This is a genomic window from Nocardioides jensenii JCM 1364 = NBRC 14755, assembly GCF_001552535.1.
In the GTDB taxonomy this organism is placed as follows: Bacteria; Actinomycetota; Actinomycetes; order Propionibacteriales; family Nocardioidaceae; genus Nocardioides; species Nocardioides jensenii.
Genome location: NZ_BCRJ01000039.1, coordinates 1 through 16,996, shown reverse-complemented (window position 1 = coordinate 16,996; position 16,996 = coordinate 1). Strand labels below are relative to the sequence as shown.

Annotated in this window: 14 protein-coding genes; 7 read left to right on the top strand and 7 right to left on the bottom strand. The window is 69.7% G+C overall.

All coding sequences use genetic code 11. The annotated features are described in order from the left end of the window. Positions 1 to 29: 29 nt before the first annotated feature. The gene (locus NJ4_RS09945) at positions 30 to 953 is read left to right on the top strand and encodes a hypothetical protein (protein WP_157551024.1); all 924 of its coding nucleotides are present in this window, start codon (positions 30 to 32) and stop codon (positions 951 to 953) included. On the opposite strand, the gene NJ4_RS09940 is transcribed toward NJ4_RS09945, so the two are convergent. The 4 genes from NJ4_RS09940 to NJ4_RS09925 all read right to left on the bottom strand — a co-directional run bounded on the left by NJ4_RS09940 (position 946) and on the right by NJ4_RS09925 (position 4,497). Continuing rightward, positions 946 to 2,499 (bottom strand): long-chain-fatty-acid--CoA ligase, encoded by a 1,554-nt coding sequence (locus tag NJ4_RS09940; RefSeq protein WP_067433842.1) that lies wholly within the window; start codon positions 2,497 to 2,499, stop codon positions 946 to 948. The genes NJ4_RS09945 and NJ4_RS09940 overlap by 8 nt on opposite strands. Before the next feature lie 62 nt (positions 2,500 to 2,561). Then, positions 2,562 to 3,035 carry a ribonuclease HI gene (gene rnhA, locus NJ4_RS09935; protein ID WP_067433840.1) on the bottom strand — a complete coding sequence of 158 codons (474 nt, stop codon included), beginning with the start codon at positions 3,033 to 3,035 and terminating at the stop codon, positions 2,562 to 2,564. A 161-nt stretch (positions 3,036 to 3,196) separates the two neighbouring features. Continuing rightward, the gene (locus tag NJ4_RS09930) at positions 3,197 to 3,616 is read right to left on the bottom strand and encodes an SRPBCC family protein (RefSeq protein WP_067433838.1); all 420 of its coding nucleotides are present in this window, start codon (positions 3,614 to 3,616) and stop codon (positions 3,197 to 3,199) included. After that, on the bottom strand, positions 3,613 to 4,497 hold the full coding sequence (locus NJ4_RS09925; protein WP_067433835.1) for a phosphoribosylaminoimidazolesuccinocarboxamide synthase: 885 nt from the start codon (positions 4,495 to 4,497) through the stop codon (positions 3,613 to 3,615). Before NJ4_RS09925 ends, NJ4_RS09930 begins: the two co-directional genes overlap by 4 nt. 205 nt (positions 4,498 to 4,702) lie before the next feature. Here NJ4_RS09925 and NJ4_RS09920 point away from each other — a divergent pair, with 205 nt between their 5' ends. Together NJ4_RS09920 and NJ4_RS09915 are read left to right on the top strand one after the other, a co-directional pair. Beyond that, positions 4,703 to 5,320 carry a hypothetical protein gene (locus tag NJ4_RS09920; RefSeq protein WP_067433832.1) on the top strand — a complete coding sequence of 206 codons (618 nt, stop codon included), beginning with the start codon at positions 4,703 to 4,705 and terminating at the stop codon, positions 5,318 to 5,320. A 24-nt stretch (positions 5,321 to 5,344) separates the two neighbouring features. After that, the gene (locus tag NJ4_RS09915; protein WP_067433829.1) at positions 5,345 to 5,653 is read left to right on the top strand and encodes an antibiotic biosynthesis monooxygenase family protein; all 309 of its coding nucleotides are present in this window, start codon (positions 5,345 to 5,347) and stop codon (positions 5,651 to 5,653) included. A gap of 96 nt (positions 5,654 to 5,749) precedes the next feature. On the opposite strand, the gene NJ4_RS09910 is transcribed toward NJ4_RS09915, so the two are convergent. The 3 genes from NJ4_RS09910 to purD form a co-directional block, all read right to left on the bottom strand. Beyond that, positions 5,750 to 7,576 (bottom strand): BCCT family transporter, encoded by a 1,827-nt coding sequence (locus NJ4_RS09910; protein WP_245644524.1) that lies wholly within the window; start codon positions 7,574 to 7,576, stop codon positions 5,750 to 5,752. Positions 7,577 to 7,672: 96 nt separating this feature from the next. Further along, a complete protein-coding gene (gene purB, locus NJ4_RS09905; protein WP_067433823.1) occupies positions 7,673 to 9,091 on the bottom strand; it encodes an adenylosuccinate lyase in 1,419 nt (472 codons plus the stop codon). An 83-nt stretch (positions 9,092 to 9,174) separates the two neighbouring features. Then, complete coding sequence (gene purD, locus NJ4_RS09900; RefSeq protein WP_067433820.1) at positions 9,175 to 10,443, bottom strand: phosphoribosylamine--glycine ligase; 1,269 nt, start codon at positions 10,441 to 10,443, stop codon at positions 9,175 to 9,177. Between the two features lie 78 nt (positions 10,444 to 10,521). Between purD and NJ4_RS09895 the strand changes: the two genes are divergently transcribed. The 4 genes from NJ4_RS09895 to NJ4_RS09880 form a co-directional block, all read left to right on the top strand. Next, positions 10,522 to 12,207: a serine/threonine-protein kinase gene (locus NJ4_RS09895; RefSeq protein ID WP_169799238.1), complete on the top strand. Its 1,686-nt coding sequence runs from the start codon at positions 10,522 to 10,524 to the stop codon at positions 12,205 to 12,207. A gap of 13 nt (positions 12,208 to 12,220) precedes the next feature. Next, positions 12,221 to 14,299, top strand: coding sequence for a serine/threonine-protein kinase (locus NJ4_RS09890; RefSeq protein WP_067433814.1), 2,079 nt, complete (start codon positions 12,221 to 12,223; stop codon positions 14,297 to 14,299). Further along, a complete protein-coding gene (locus NJ4_RS09885) occupies positions 14,296 to 16,311 on the top strand; it encodes a serine/threonine-protein kinase (protein ID WP_067433811.1) in 2,016 nt (671 codons plus the stop codon). The genes NJ4_RS09890 and NJ4_RS09885 overlap by 4 nt, the downstream gene beginning before the upstream one ends. Then, positions 16,308 to 16,996, top strand: a 689-nt coding sequence (locus NJ4_RS09880; RefSeq protein ID WP_157551022.1) for a serine/threonine-protein kinase, incomplete at its 3' end; no start/stop codon positions are given. The genes NJ4_RS09885 and NJ4_RS09880, both read left to right, overlap by 4 nt.

Below are 16,996 nucleotides of genomic sequence, written 5' to 3'. Positions count from 1 at the left end.
TTCCGGACCCCGTGGGGCACAGTGGCGCGGTGACTCCGGACCGCCGCGCCCTCGCCACCGTCGCTCTCGCCTGCCTGCTCCTGACCGGCATCGCGGCCTGCTCGGAGCCGGAGGCGACGGACCCGGCCGTCTCCAGCCGCGGGCCCGCCGCGGCTCCCGCGCCGTCTGGCACCGCGCTGAGCGAGGCCGACCGCACCGAGGCTCTCGCCCAGGCGAGCTCGGGACTCGAGGCGGTGCTCAGCCATGACTACGCGGCCTACGACGACGTCCTCGACGAGGCGGCACCCTTCCTGAGTCCGCGACTCGCCTCCGAGCTGGAGCAGCTGCACGAGAAGACCGACCAGCAGGTGCGGAAGAGTCGCACCTCCACGGAGTTCACAGTCGTCGACAAGGCCGTGATCACCGGAGCCGGGGACACGATCAAGCTGCTGGTCTTCGGCAACCAGGTGAGGCGTCCGAAGGGACAGAACCCACGGCTCGAGGCCGTGACCCTGTTCGTGACCATGACCGAGACGAACGACGAGTGGTTGATCGAGGACCTGGAGGGCGACGGCCCGGTCACCGACCCTGATCCCGATCCGGAGCGGGCCGAGGTGGCCGACGCCGCGAGCGAGTTCGCCACCGCGTTCAACAACATCGACCACCGCACGATGGACACCGACACCGAGAAGGTGACGGAGCTGTCGACCGGTCGCTTCCGTGAGACCTACACCGAGGGACTGCCCAGCCTGAAGAAGCTCCTCCGCGCGAACCGGAGCGTCATGCAGGCCGAGGTGACCGCGGCCGCGGTCAAGGACCTCTCCGGCGACCGCGCCACCGTCCTGGTCGCCACGACGGGCACCGTCACGAACAGGACCGCGCGCAAGCCGGTCGACCGCACCCAGCGGCTCCTCGTCTCATTGGTCAACGAGGACAGCGCGTGGCTGGTCGACGACCTGACCTACGTCAGCTGAGTTCGCGCTTGAGGATCTTGCCGGTCGCGGTCATCGGCAACGCGTCGACGTACTCGACGATGCGTGGGTACTTGTAGGTGGCCATCTGCTCCTTGCCCCACGCGATCAGCTCGGCCTCGGTGGTGGTCGCCCCGGGGTTGCGGATCACGAACGCCTTGATCTCCTCGCCGTGGCTCTCGTGGGGGACGCCGATCACCGCCGCCAACGAGACCGCGTCGTGGGTCATCAGCACCTCTTCGATCTCACGCGGATAGACGTTGAAGCCACCGCGGATGATCATGTCCTTCGAACGGTCGACGATGTAGTAGTAGCCATCGGCGTCCTTGCGACCGAGGTCGCCGGTGCGGAACCAGTCGTCGTGGATCGCCTCGGCCGTGGCGTCGGGGCGGGCGTAGTAGCCCTTCATGATGTTCGGCCCCTTGACCGCGATCTCGCCCACCACGTCGTCGCCGGGCTCGAGCTCGTTCCACTCGGCGTCGATCAGCTTCATCTCCACACCAGGGATCGGTACGCCGATCGAGCCGACGCGCACCTCGCGTCCCCAGGGCGAGAAGCTGGCCACCGGCGAGGTCTCGGAGAGGCCGTAGCCCTCCAGGATGGTGACTCCGAACTTCGCCTCGAAGTCCTTGTGCACCTCGACCGGCAGTGCCGAGCCGCCGGCCGCGGCGACCCGGAGGTTCTTGGCGATGGCCGAGACGTCGACGCCGTCCTCGAGGGCACCGAGGAGCCCCCAGTACATCGTCGGCACCCCGGCGAAGAAGGTGACCTTCTCCTTGAGCATCAAGCCCAGGGCCGCCTGGGCCTCGAAGCGCGGCAGCATCACGACCGTGCCGCCGAACGCGAAGGCCCCGTTCTGGATCACGGTCTGCCCGAACGAGTGGAAGAGCGGCAACACGCACAGGTAGGTGTCGGGACGGTCCACCTCGGCGTCGAAGAGCTCCTCGGACGCCGTCGCGTTGGAGTGCATGTTGCGGTGCATCAGCTCCGCGCCCTTGGGCTGTCCGGTGGTTCCGGAGGTGTAGAGGATCACCGCCGTGTCGTCGGCCTCGGTGGCGACGGTCTCGAAGACCGGCGACTTCCCGGCCAGCGCCTGGCCCAAGGTCTCGACGCCCTCGATCGGCGACCCCGCCGCGGGGTCCGCGGTGATCACGAAGAACCGCGTGCAGCCGGGCGTCTGCTCGAAGCCGACCGAGCCCTCCTGCGCCATCGGCAGGTCGGGGGTGCCCTCGAAGCAGAAGTACGCCACCGCGTCGGAGTCGTCGAGGTGGTAGGCGATCTCGCGGCCCTTGAGCAGCACGTTGAGGGGGACGACCGTCGCGCCGGCCTTGAGGATGCCGTAGTAGACGATCGAGAAGTACGGCAGGTTCGGGCAGCTGAGCGCCACCTTGTCGCCCGGCTGCACGCCACGCTCGACGAGCAGGTTCGCCACCTGGTTGGCGGCGCCGTTGACTTGCGCGTAGGTCAACCTCGTCTCACCGAGGATGATCGCGTCGCGATCGGCGTACTTGCGGGCGGAGTCGTCCAGGAGCGAGGCGAGATTCAGCATGCGCAAAACCTAGCCTGCCGGTGTGCGCCCCGTCACAGACACGTCTCCGATTCCGGACCGGATCACTGGACGCCGGAACGAACGAGCTCGACACCCTTGTTGGCCAACTCGTCAGCACGCTCGTTGCCCGGGTCACCGGCGTGACCCTTGACCCACACCCAGTGCACCTCGTGGCGGTTGACCTGCTCGTCGAGGGCCTGCCAGAGCTCGACGTTCTTGACCGGCTTCTTGGCCGAGGTCTTCCAGCCGTTGCGCTTCCAGCCAGCAATCCACGACTTCATGCCGTTCATGACGTACGTCGAGTCGACGTGCAGGGTGACCTCGCACCGCTGGGTCAGCGCGGTCAGTCCCTCGATGACGGCCTGCAGCTCCATCTGGTTGTTGGTGGTCAGCGGCGAGCCGCCGAACAGCTCCCGCTCGTGGCCGCCGGAGCGCATCCACGCCCCCCACCCCCCGACTCCGGGGTTGCCCTTGCAGGCCCCGTCGGTCCACATCTCGACGACGGGCAGGGCGGTGGTCGCGGCGGCCTCACTCATGCCGCAGACCCTATCCAGCAGCAGTCACGGTCGAACGCTCGGCTGACCGGGTGGACAGCCGGGGCCCGACCGCGGCACCGCATCACGACTCCCCTGGAGCCACGTGACCGGGACCGTGCACCGGCCCACGCAGGTCGCGACGAAACCGTGCGGTCGCGTCCTCAGCCCTCGAGCAGCCGGGCGGCCCGGCGCAGGTCGTCACGCGCGGCCACCGGGCCGATGCGATCGAGTGCCCAGCCGAGCGGACGACGCCAGCCTGGTGCGTGCGTCGAGGCCGTGGCCCGCACCGTCGTACCGGCACCGCTCGGGAGGAACTCGAGGACGAGGTCGACGACCAGCCCGTGCCACCTGCCCTGCTCGGCCCACCACATGCCCGGCTCGAAGCCGGTGACCTCCATGCGGGGACGCACCCCCGGCCAGGTCACGTCGATCCACCGGGTGCCCACGCCGTACGGCGGCTCACCGGCGAGCTCGATCCCCCGCAGGCTGGCCTGCCAACGGGGCCGGTTGCGCAGATCGGCCAGCCACGCGAACACCTCCGCAGGTGGCCGGGCGACATCGACGTCGAGGTTGAACGTCACCAGGTGTTGCCGGTCAGCCGCTCGTAGGCCTCGATGTACTTCGAGCGAGTCAGCTCGACCACCTCGTCGGGCAGCACCGGTGGCTGCTCGCCCGAGGTGCGGTCCCACCCGGAAGCCGGTGAGGTCAGCCAGTTGCGGATGACGTCCTTGTCGTAGGAGGGCTGCGGACGGCCGGGCTGCCACTCGTCGGCCGGCCAGAACCGTGACGAGTCGGGGGTGAGCACCTCGTCGGCGAGCACGATCAGGCCGTTCTCGCGGCGACCGAACTCGAACTTGGTGTCGGCCAGGATGATCCCTCGGTCGCGGGCGATCGCCTCGGCGCGGCCGTAGATGTCGAGAGTCTGGTCGCGCAGGGCCGCGGCATCCTCGGCGCCGATCGCGGCGACGACCGCGTCGAAGGAGACGTTCTCGTCGTGGTCGCCCACCTCGGCCTTGGTGGCCGGTGTGAAGATCGGCTCGGGCAGTCGGCTGCCGTCCTCGAGGCCGGCCGGGAGGGCGATGCCGCACACCTCGCCGGAGTCGGCGTACTCCCGCAGACCGGAGCCGGTGAGGTAGCCACGGGCGACGCACTCGACCGGGAACATCTCGAGGCTCTCGCAGATCACGGCTCGCCCCTTCACCGACTCGGGAACATCGGTGGAGACCACGTGGTGGTCGGCGCCGAGCTCGTCGAACCACCACAGCGACATCCGGGTGAGGATCTCGCCCTTGTCGGGGATCGTGGAGCTGAGCACGAAGTCGTAGGCGCTGATCCGGTCACTCGCCACCATCAGCAGGTGGCCGGCGAACTCACCGGCATCGATGCCGTAGAGGTCGCGGACCTTGCCGGAGTGCAGGTGCGTGGTGCCGTCGATGGCGGGCGCTTCCGGGATGTTCAGCATGGCCCGAGCCTATCGGCGCTCACCGGTGCAGCCACCACGACATCCGTCCGGTGATCCATGGCAGGAAGATCGCGACCATCCGCTTCCAGCGCGGCGGTGCCGGTGGGGGCGGCTCGGCCGCGGTGCCGTCGTACGTCGTGGCCGGCCGGGCGGACCCACCCGATCCGAGCCTCGTGCCCCGGCGAGCACATGGCAGGCTGGGTCCATGCCGCAGACGAGTGAAGAGATCTACGCCCGCGTCGTCGCAGCCGTCGACGAGAGCGGGCGGCTGCCGATGCCGCCGGTCGGCGAGTGGGACATCTTCCCCTGGGAGCTGGTCGACGGCGCGCTGCAGCCGAAGGTGCTCACCCCTCCCGTCGCTGTCGAGGAGCCGCGCAACGGAGAGGGCGGGAAGCCCTGCTGGACCTGCGCCGAGGGCAGCGACGAGCTGGTGATCTGGCGCAACGAACACTGGAAGGTCACCCGCGGCAAGGCGCCGACCGGGCTTCCGCTGATGCTGTGGCTGCACCCGGTCGAACACCTCGACGGCGATGACCTCGACGAGGAGATGGCCGCCGAGTACGGGCAGCTGCAGGTGCGCCTGTCGCGGATCATGGCCGGGTTGCCCAACATCGGACGGGTCCACGTCTGCCGTTGGGGCGACGGTGGCGCCCACCTGCACCTGTGGTTCATCGCGCGGCCCGACCGGTTCCCGATCATCCTCGGCAGCATGGCGGTCGAGTGGGACGAGATGCTCCCACCCGGGCCCGAGGACGTGTGGCACGCCGACTGGACCGAGGTGGCCCGCAAGCTGGCCACCCACGAGGGCGAGGCCCTGGTCTGAAACGGGGCCGATAGTGTCAGAGGCATGCCCGTCGTGAAGATCAACGCCATCAACGTCCCCCCGCAGGCTCATGCCGAGCTCGAACGGCGCTTCGCCGCCCGAGCGGGAACCGTGGAGAGCTCCCCCGGGTTCCTCGGCTTCCAGCTGCTGCGTCCCACCGCCGGCGAGGAGCGCTACTTCGTGGTGACGCAATGGGAGGACGAGGAGTCCTTCGCCGCCTGGCGCGACGGAGACGCCCGCGCCGCCCACTCCGGGGAGCACGGCAAGCCGGTGGCCTCCGGCGCGGACCTGTTGGAGTTCGACGTCGTGATGGACGTCAAGCCCGCGACCTGACCTGGCGAGCCCGCACCGAACACGAAACGGGCCGCGACACACCGGTACGTCGGTGTGTCGCGGCCCGTTGTCCGTTCCCGCGCTGCCGCCGAGGAGCTAGACCGGGTCGGAACCGCCGCTCCGGTCGGCCGACTGCGCGCGGTCGACCGCGTCAACGTCGTCATCCGACTCGGTCTCGGGGACGGGCTCGGCCTCCTCGATCGCGATCACGAAGTCGTCGCCATGCTCGGTGACACCGGTGACCACGGCGTCGTGCACCGCCTGACGGGCATATTCCGAACGGACGATCAGCGGGTCGTGGGACAGGTCCTTGACCAGCGAGACGCACAGGCCCACCATCACGAAGACGAACGGCACCGCGGCGACGATCGTGATCTGTTTCAACCCGTTGAGGGCCTCGTCTCCACCGACGAGCAGCATCACCGCTGCGACGGCACCGGTGGCCACGCCCCAGAAGATGACCGGGAGCCGCTTGGGCTCCAGGGCGCCGTGCTGGGAGAGCGACCCCATCACGATCGAGGCCGCGTCGGCGCCGGACACGAAGAAGATGCCGACCAGGATGATCACCAGCACCGTGGCAATGGTCGAGAACGGCAGCTGGTCCAGAGTGTTGAACAGCTGGGCCTCGGCCCCACCCGTGAAGACGGCGTCATGGTTCTTCGGGTCGCTCTCGAAGAGCATCTGGAACTTGATCGCGGCGCCTCCGAAGATGGCGAACCAGACCAGGCTGACCATGCTCGGCACCAGCAGCACACCGGTCACGAACTGACGGATCGTACGGCCTCGCGAGATGCGCGCGATGAACATGCCCACGAAGGGCGTCCACGAGATCCACCAGGCCCAGTAGAAGACCGTGTAGAAGGTCAGCCAGGACTCGGTGTAAGCGCCCTGGCCGTTGACCCGGCCGGCCATCTGCGGCATCAACTGGCCGTATTCGGCCATGGCGCTGGGCAGGAAGTTCAAGATGAACATCGTCGGGCCGACGAAGAAGACGAACAGGGCCAACACCAGGGCCAACACCATGTTGATGTTCGAGAGGTACTGGATCCCCTTGGAGACACCCGAGACCGCGGAGAGGATGAAGCAGATCGTCAGGAAGACGATGATGCCGACCAGAACGGCGTTGCCGATCTCGTTGATCCCCCCGACGATCATGACGCCCTCCTTGATCTGCAGGGCACCGAGCCCCAGGGAGGCGGCCGACCCGAACAGGGTGGCGAAGATCGCCAGCATGTCGATGACCTTGCCGATGGGGCCGTGCACGTGCTTGCCGAGCAGCGGCTCGAAGGCCGAGCTGATCAGCTGCAGACGGCCCTTGCGGAAGACGCCGTACGAGATGGCGAGACCGACCACGGCATAGATCGCCCACGGGTGCAGGGTCCAGTGGAACAGCGTCTGGGCCATCGCCTGTCGCGCGAGCTCGACCTGATCGGCATTCTCGGTGCCGGGGATGCCAGCGGGCTCCTTCGGGTTGGTCGCGTCACCGGCGAAGAAGGTGAGCGGCTCGCTGACGCCGTAGAACATCAGGCCGATGCCCATGCCGGCGGAGAACATCATCGCGATCCACGACGAGGTCCGGAACTCGGGTTCGTCGCCGTCGCGGCCGAGCGGGATGTGGCCATACTTTCCGAGGGCCAGCCAGATCACGAAGATCACGAAGCCCGACGCGGTGATCACGAAGAACCAGCCGAGGTACTCCATCGTCCAACTGAGCGCATCGGAGGACGACGAGTTCAGGGACGCCGTGCTGACGAAGCCCCAGATCAGGAAGCCGATGGCGATCGCGGCGGTGACACCGAAGACGACCTTGTCGAGCTTGGAGGTGTCCTGGGCCGCCTCCACCTCGGCAGTGAAGTCGAGGGCAGGGTGGGGTTGGTCCACACCTTCGGAAGCGGAGTGCGGTGGATCTTGCTGGGCTGTCACTGTGGAGTGCGCCTCCTCGACGTAAGGGTCAAAACCCATTGACCGTTTCAGGTTGCCAGCGATGACGCAACCTGTGACGAGGCTCCGATCACATGGTCAGAGGATGTCGCCGGGGGCGTAGGCCGCCGCCTCGGGGTGCTCGGCGACCACGTCGGCGATCCGGCGTACGACGGCCTGGGTCTGCTCCACCGCCGCACCCGTGAAGGCGATCGGATCGGCCACCAGGGCGGCGATCTGGTCCTTGGTGAGGCCCAACCGCTCATCGGCGGCAAGCCAGTCGAAGAGGTCGTTGGCGGCCAGCCCCTGACGCATCTCGAGGGCCACGGCGACCGCGTTCTCCTTGATCGCCTCGTGAGCGGTCTCACGCCCGACGCCGTTGCGCACGGCACTCATCAGCACCTTGGTGGTGGCCAGGAACGGCAGGTAGCGGTCGAGCTCGCGCTGGATCACAGCCGGGAACGCACCGAACTCGTCGAGCACCGTGAGGAAGGTCTGGAACAACCCGTCGGCGGCGAAGAACGCGTCGGGCAGGGCCACCCGGCGTACGACCGAGCAGGAGACGTCGCCCTCGTTCCACTGGTCACCGGCCAGCTCGCCGACCATGGAGAGGTGGCCGCGCAGGATGACGGCGAGGCCGTTGACCCGCTCGCACGAGCGGGTGTTCATCTTGTGGGGCATCGCCGAGGAGCCGACCTGGCCCTCCTTGAAGCCCTCGGTGACCAGCTCGATGCCGGCCATCAGCCGGATCGTGGTGGCCAGGTTGGACGGGCCGGCGACCAGCTGCACGAGGGCGGAGACGGCCTCGAAGTCGAGCGAGCGCGGGTAGACCTGGCCGACGGAGGTGAGCACGTTGTCGAAGCCGAGGTGGGCGGCCACCCGGGACTCGAGGTCGGCCAGCTTGGCGGCGTCGCCGTCGAGCAGGTCGAGCATGTCCTGGGCGGTGCCCATCGGGCCCTTGATGCCGCGCAGCGGGTAGCGGGCCAGCAGCTCCTCGATGCGGGTGATCGCGACCAGCATCTCGTCGGCGACGGTGGCGAAGCGCTTGCCGAGAGTGGTGGCCTGGGCCGCCACGTTGTGGGAGCGGCCGGCCATCACGGTGGTCTCGTGCTCGGTGGCCAGCCGGGCCAGCCGGGCCAAGGTGGCGATGCCGCGGTCGCGGAGCAGCTCGAGCGACTGGCGCACCTGGAGCTGCTCGACGTTCTCGGTGAGGTCGCGAGACGTCATTCCCTTGTGGATGTGCTCGTGGCCGGCCAGCGCGCAGAACTCCTCGATGCGGGCCTTCACGTCGTGGCGGGTGATCCGTTCACGGGCGGCGATGGAGTCGAGATCGACCTGGTCCACGACCTTCTCGTAGGCCTCGACGACACCGTCGGGCACGTCGATGCCGAGGTCCTTCTGGGCCTTGAGCACGGCGATCCAGAGCTGGCGCTCGAGCACGATCTTGTGCTCGGGGGACCAGATCGCGGCGAGGTCGGCGGCGGCATAGCGGGTGGCGAGGACGTTGGGGACGGTCACGAGGCCAGATTCTCCCACGGGTGGCGGGACCTCCCGAATCATGCGCCCGGGCGAGAGACAGTCGCGCACGGTCATCCGCAGGATCAGTCGCGTGCGGCGGCACCCTCGACCACACCGAGCGGTTCGGCGGCGATGTCGCTGCGACGCTGCATGCCCTCGAACGTGATCAGGTCGGCAGCCGCATAGGCCCGCGCCCGAGCGTCGTCGACGTCATAACCCACGGCGCGTACGGCGAGCACCCGGCCGCCGGCGGTCACCAGCGATCCGTCGACGATCGCCGTCCCCGCATGGATCACGTCGACATCGTTGACGCCGTTGGCCGCACCGACACCGGTGATCACGTCACCCTTCGACGATGACTCCGGATAGCCGGCGGAGGCCAGCACCACGGTGACGCAGGCGTCGTCACGGAAGGTGGGGGCGGGCACCTCGGCGAGCCGGCCCTGGGCGGCAGCGAGCAGCAGCTCGCCCAACGGCGACTCGAGCGTGGCCAGCACCGGCTGGATGTCGGGGTCGCCGAAGCGCACGTTGAACTCGATCACCTTCGGTCCGGCCTCGGTCAGCGCGAGCCCCACATAGAGGCAGCCGCGGAACGGCGTACCGCGGCGAACCATCTCGTCGAGGGTGGGCTGCACGACGGTCTCGAGCACCGTCGCGGCGAGGTCGCCGGGCGCCCAGGTGAGCGGGGTGTAGGACCCCATCCCGCCGGTGTTGGCGCCGCGACCGCCGTCGAAGATGCGCTTGAAGTCCTGGGCCGGGCGCAGGGCGTGGGCGGTGGCGCCGTCGCAGACCGCGAACACCGACACCTCGGGACCGTCGAGGAACTCCTCGACCACCACGGTGCCGCAGGTGGCCGCGTGGGCCAGGGCCTCGTCGCGATCGCCGGTGACGACCACTCCCTTGCCGGCAGCCAACGCATCGTCCTTGACGACGTACGGCGCCCCGAACGCGTCCAGCGCGGCCGCGGCCTCATCCGGGGTCGTGCAGGTGAGCGAACCGGCGGTCGGCACACCGGCCGCGGCCATCACCTCCTTGCTGAACGCCTTCGATCCCTCGAGTCGCGCGGCGGCCAGGGTCGGCCCGAAGCAGGTGATGCCCCGTCCGGTCACCGCATCGGCGACTCCGGCGACCAGCGGCGCCTCCGGTCCGACGATGACCAGGTCCGCACCGATCTCGACGGCCAGCTCGGCAACGGCGGCACCGTCCATGGGGTCGACCGCATGGAGGGTGGCATCGGCAGCGATGCCCGGGTTGCCCGGCGCCGCGTGCACCTCCGTGACCCCCGGGTCGTTGGCGAGTGCGAGAACGAGGGCGTGTTCGCGGCCGCCGGTGCCGATGACGAGAGTCTTCACGGGCGGTGATCCTACCGACCGCTCACCGCGTGGTGCATGGGCGTCTGCGGGATCCGCGTGAGGCAAGATGGGCCCGACATGTTGACTCCTGGCAGCAATTTCGGGCCCTACCGCATCGAGTCGCGGCTGGGCTCTGGCGGCATGGGTGTGGTCTTCGCTGCCACGGACACCCGGCTAGGCCGGCGCGTGGCACTCAAGGTGGTCTCCTCCAACCTCGCCGGGGACCCCGGGTTCGCCGCCCGCTTCCAGCGGGAGGCCTCGATCCTCGCCCGGCTCGACTCGCCGCACATCGTGTCGATCTTCGAGCACGGCGAGCACGACGGCTCGGCCTACATCGCCACCCAGCTCGTCGGTGGCGGCGACCTGGGCGCCCTGTTGCGGAGCCGCGGTCCGCTGCCCCGCCCGGCAGCGGTGGCACTGGTCGGCCAACTGGCCGAGGCGCTCGACGACGCCCACCGCAGCGGCATCGTGCACCGCGACGTCAAACCGGCCAACGTGCTGGTGCGCGATCCCGATGCGCCCTCACTGTTCACCTATCTCTGCGACTTCGGTATCGCGCAGGCCGGCGACCTGCCCGGGCAGCACGGTCAGACCGCGACGGGTGCGGTCGCCGGGTCCTGGGCCTACCTCTCCCCCGAACGACTCAACGGCGCCCCCGCCTCCCCGGCCAGCGACATCTACGCCCTCGGATGCGTGTTGTGGGCGTGCCTCACCGGTGATGCGCCGTACGCCGGCTCGGACCTGCAGGTGGCGCAGGCGCACGTGAACGCTCCGGTGAGACAACTACCCGGGGTCGACGCCCGCCACCTCAACACCGTCCTGGAACGAGCGATGGCCAAGGACCCGACCCAGCGGTTCGCCAGTGCCGGCGAGTTCCGCGCGGCCCTCCTGGCCGACGGGCCGCGACCCCTGCCACCACCTGCTCCACGGAGGCCACGCAAGGGCGGTGCCCTGATCGCGGCCTGCGCCGCACTCGTGATCGCCCTGGGTGTCGGGGGCGCCGTGTGGGCGATCGCGCAGAACGACGACGACAGCAACCCCGGTGCCGACGACCCGAGCAGCGGTGCGACCTCGGACACCCCGGCGACCGACACGACCACCGAGACGACCAGCGCCACGACGGATCCCACCGACACCGATGAGCCGGGGTCGCGAGCCGCCGTTCTCACGGACGCGATCGTCGCCCTGTTCCCTGCCGGGACCCCCGAAGATCCGAAGGCCCACACCTGGAGCGTGACGCAGGGCAACATCGTCGACGGCATGCCCCGAGACCTCGACCCGAGCGAGTGGGACATCGCCACCCAGTGGACCGTCGACAGCAGGAGCAAGGACTACTCGGTCAGCCTGCGGGTCTCCCACATCCCCTCGGACGACAAGTACGCCCTGACCGCGACGTGCAAGGACCTCAACAGCGAGCTGTCGGCCTGCCGGCTGCTCACCGCCGCCGACGGCACCGTCGCCCTCGAGACCTGGTTCCACATCGACGGCAGCACCGAGCTGTCGCACCGGGTCTCCATTCCCGGCGACCTGACCACCGGACGGCCGGAGATCTCCGTCGGGGAACGGATCCAGCGAGTGCCCGCATCCGCTGCCATCGACAAGCTGAAGTCCAAGGTGCGCATCACGGGCGACACCCTGCTCGCCACCGCACAGAACCCCGACCTGCTGTTCCCCCGACCGGACACCGAGCCGCCGCTCCCGAGCTACTACGCCTGCATCAGCGACCCACAGCACCCGCCGGCCGGGTGCCCTGACGGACTGTGACCCGAAGCGCGACATGAACCTCAACTCCCCCTCACCCGGCAGTCGTTTCGGGCGCTACCTGATCGAAGAGCGCATCGGCATGGGCGGCATGGGCGTGGTCTTCCGGGCCACCGACACCCGGCTCAACCGCACGGTCGCGTTGAAGGTGATGGCCGGCCGCCTGCACGGTGACGACGAGTTCACCCAACGCTTCGAGCGCGAGGCCGACGTGATGGCCAGGCTCGACTCCCCGCACGTGGTGACCATCCACGACCACGGCGTCGAGGACGGCGTCCCGTGGATCTCCACCCAGTTCGTGCGCGGCGGTGACCTGGGCGACGTGCTGCGCGACGAGGGCCCACTGCCGCTGACCCGCGCCGCCACGCTCTGCGCCCAGATCGCCGGAGCGCTCGACGACGCCCACCGCGCCGGCGTCGTGCACCGAGACGTCAAGCCCACCAACGTGCTGCTGCGCGACCGCGGATCCGAGCCCTTCGCCTACCTGTGCGACTTCGGCATCGCCCACACCGGCACCACCGGGTTGACCCGGACCGGCGGCGTCGCCGGCAGTTGGGCCTGGTTGGCTCCCGAACGCACCAAGGGCGATCCGGGCACCCCGGCCTCCGACATCTACGCCCTCGGCTGTGTGCTGTGGGCGACGCTCACCGGTCACGCGCCGTACGGCGGCTCCGACGTCGAGGTGGCCCTGGCCCAGGTGCAGCAGCCCGTGCCCCAGTTCGTGGGCGACGACGCGGTCACGGCCCGGGTCAACGCGGTGCTGGCCCGGGCACTGGCCAAGAACCCGGGTGACCGCTACGCGACCGCCGAGGAGTTCCGCACCGACCTCCTCTCGCTCACCCGGTTCGGCGACCGAGCCCTGGTCGCGCCCGCCCCCTCGACCACCGTGCCGACCGACACCGGCACCGCCGTGCGCTCCGGCACCGGCGGCGCGCCGCATGCCCGGCGTGGGCGTCGGCGTTGGCTCCCGGTCGCCGTCGCGGTCGCCCTGCTCGCCGCCGCCGGTACGGCGTACGCGGTGTGGCAGAAGGACGACGAGCCCGGCGACTCGGATGAGCCGGCAGCGATCCTCGGTGACGTGGACGGAGACGGCAAGGGCGACGTCCTCGTCCGTTGGTACAACTTCGGCGACGCCTACAAGGAGGGTCGCGACTTCCTGTTCACCTCCGACGGCACGAGGTTCGGCACGCCGGTCCGCCGCACCCAGACCGAGGGCCTGAGCGTGAGCGGAGACGTCGACGGTGACGGCCTGGTCGACGTGGTCGGTGTCGACGAGAACCTCGAGACGAACGCGCTGTCCGCGGAGATCCTGGCCGCCGACGGCACTCGCTCGGAGGCGGAGTTTCCGAAGAAGGCCAACCGTGAGGAGGCCTATCCGCTGTTGGCCGATGTGAACGGCGACGGCCGCGACGACCTGGTCCTGTCCTACGGCCGGGACCCCGACGCCGCCCGGACCGACCTCATCGTCGAGGTCGCGCTCAGCTCCGACGAGGGATTCACCGATCCGGAGCAGTGGGGTGTGGTGCCGGGCTGGTTGGACTACAGCGAATACCTCAGCGCCGGAGACATCGACGGCGACGGCGACGCCGACCTCGTCCTGCGTCGACTGCCCAGGCCCACCAAGGACAGGCCGCACCTCACACCGCAACTGCAGGTCATGATCTCTGACGCCGACTCCTTCGGCACCGCCAGCTCGCGACGCGCGGTGACCGGCGACGAGGAGTACTCCTCGCCCCTCGAGGTCGCCGACGTGGACGGCGACGGCACCGACGAGATCGTCGTCCACGCCACCGCGAAGTCGAGCACCCTGCAGGTCTTCGAGGTGGAGGACGGCGAGGTCTCGGCCGGCGTCACCTGGGCGAACGATCCCGGCGCAGACCCCGATGAGGGCAGCAACCGCATGATCACCTCCGACGTCAACGGTGACGGTCTCGCCGACGCGGTCCTCCTCCACACCGCCGAGGGCGGTGCGGTCACGATCGACGTGGCGACCTCGACCGGGACCAGCTTCAGCGAGCCACGCCGCTGGGCCGCACCCGAGTGCCTCAACAAGGACTGCAAGGAGTCCTGGCACATGATCGGACGGGCGCTGTGACCCCACCGAAGGTCGGCCAGGAGTTCGGCCGCTACCACCTCGACCGACTGCTCGGCCGAGGTGGGATGGGCATGGTCTTCCTCGCCCACGACACCCGACTCGGCCGCGCGGTCGCCCTCAAGGTGATGTCGGCCGAGCTCGCCGGGTCAGAGGAGTTCCTGGAGCGGTTCCACCGCGAGGCCGATGCCCTGGCTCGCCTGAACTCGCCGCACATCACGCAGATCTTCGAGCACGGCGAGCAGGACGGCGTCCCGTTCATCGCCACCCAGTTCATCGCCGGCGGGGACCTCGGTCAGCTGGTCGACCGGCGTGGCCCGATGCCGCCGCCGATGGCGGCCGCCGTCGCCGCGCAGATTGCCGCGGCCCTGGACGATGCTCACCGCGCCGGCATCGTGCACCGTGACGTGAAGCCGGCCAACATCCTGGTCCGCGACCCCGACCACCCCAAGCAGCAGGCCTACCTGTGCGACTTCGGCATCGCGCAGACCGAGCAGGAGGGCCTGACCATGGCCGGCGGTGTGGCCGGCACCTGGGCCTACCTGGCCCCGGAGCGCTCCCTCGGGGCTCCGGCCACTCCCTCGAGCGACATCTACGCCCTGGGCTGCCTGGTCTGGGCGGCGGTGACCGGGCAGCCGCCGTACTCGGGCACCGACGTGCAGGTTGCGCTCGCGCATCGCAACGCCCCGGTGCCGCAGTTCAACGGCACCGACCCTGCTGCCCGACTGCTGAACCGCATCCTGGCCGGCTCGATGGCCAAGGACCCGGCCCGGCGCTATCCGTCGGCCGACCTCATGGCCCGCGACCTGCGTGCCCTGGCCGATCTCGCACCTGCCGGCTTCGACGCCTCCGACGTCGACACCTACGCGCCCAGGGTGACGACGCCGCGTCGCCGTCGTCGACGCTGGCTGCCGGCGCTCGCGGCCCTGCTCGTGCTGGTTCCCCTGACCGGGGCCGGCATCTGGTGGGCCACCGGCGACCACGGTGCGGACCAGCCGACGGCGAAGCCGTCACCGAGCACACCCACGACGCCTCCCGAACCCGAGGCGATCGTCGGCGACCTCGACGGAGACGGGTACGGCGACCTCCAGCTGCTCGACTTCGACACCGCCCCCCGCACGATTCTCTTCTCCGGTGCCGCCGACGGCCAGGTTCGTGGGCCCGACGCCGGCACCGGGTCCGTCTCGACGCTCCGGGCGGACTTCGACGGCGACGGCGCGGACGACACCGCGGAGGTCAAGTCGGCCGTCATCTTCGTCACGTTCGCCACGGGCCGCACCGCGGGCTACCGTATCGACGGAGTGGACCCCACAGGCAGCCTCACCGCCGCCGGCGACTTCAACGGTGACGGTCGTGCCGACTTCATGTTCGGCGCCGCACCGGACTACGACGCACCCCTCCAGCTTCGGGTGGCACTCAACCGGGGCCGGACCTTCACCCGAGCCGTCGACTGGGGCACCGCTCCGCTCGAGTCCGACGGCAAGACATTGGCGCTCGGGGACTTCGACGGTGACGGCGACGACGACGTCGCCGGTGTGGTCGCGGGTGGGCAGAGCTTTGCCGGCAAGCGCATCGAGTACGACGGCCGCATCGCCATGCTGACCTCCACCGGCGGGCGCTTCGTCCCCTCGACCAGAGCTCCGCGGGTGGACGGGTCGTCGCGCGACATCGCCCTGGCCGCCGTCGACAACGACGGGGACGACGTCGCGTCGCTGGTGGTCCGTGTCCCCGACTACGAGACCTCCGACGTGCGCATCTGGACCCCGGACGGCGACGACGGGTTCGCCCGTGGCCCGCGCATCCGGGACCCCAAGGACCACGGCGACGGGGCGATCCTGGTCGCCTCCGACGTCAACGGAGACCGGCGCACCGACATCGTGATGGTGCCCGAGGTGGACGGCCGCGCCGAGATCCGTGTCGCTCTCGGCAATGACACCGGCTTCGACCCGTTCACCCACTGGGTCTCCTGCCCTGACTGCGGCTACAGTCCCGACGCCTTGGACGAGATCGCATGACCCCCGGCACCGTGGGCGCGAGGTTCGGCCGCTACCGCATCGAGCGTCAGCTCGGCAGCGGCGGCATGGGCGTCGTCCACCTGGCCACGGACACCGAGCTGAACCGCACCGTGGCGCTCAAGGTGATGTGGCCGCAGCTCGCCTCGGACACCAGCTTCCGGGAGCGGTTCGCGCACGAGGCGGCGACCCTGGCCAGGGTCGACTCGGCCCACATCGTGTCGATCTTCGACCACGGTGTCCACGACGACACCGTCTACATCACCACCCAGTACGTCGACGGTGGCGACCTCGGGGCGCTGTTGCGCAGCCGCGGCCCGCTGCCCCCGCAGTTGGCCGCCCGGATCTGTGCCCAGGTCGCCGACGCGTTGTTCGACGCCCACCGGGCGGGAGTGGTGCACCGCGACGTGAAACCTGCCAACGTCCTGCTCCGTTCTGCGGACTCGACGGAACCGCATGTCTATCTGTGCGACTTCGGCATCGCCCGCACCGGTGACAGCCTCGGTCTGACCGTGACCGGGGCGGTGGCCGGCACCTGGGCGTGGCTGGCCCCCGAACGCAGTCAGGGCTCCCCCGGCACCCCGGCCAGTGACATCTACTCACTGGGGTGCCTGCTGTGGGCCTGCCTCAACGGCGGAGCATCGCCGTTCACCGGCACCGACATCGACGTGGCCCAGGCCCACCTGAA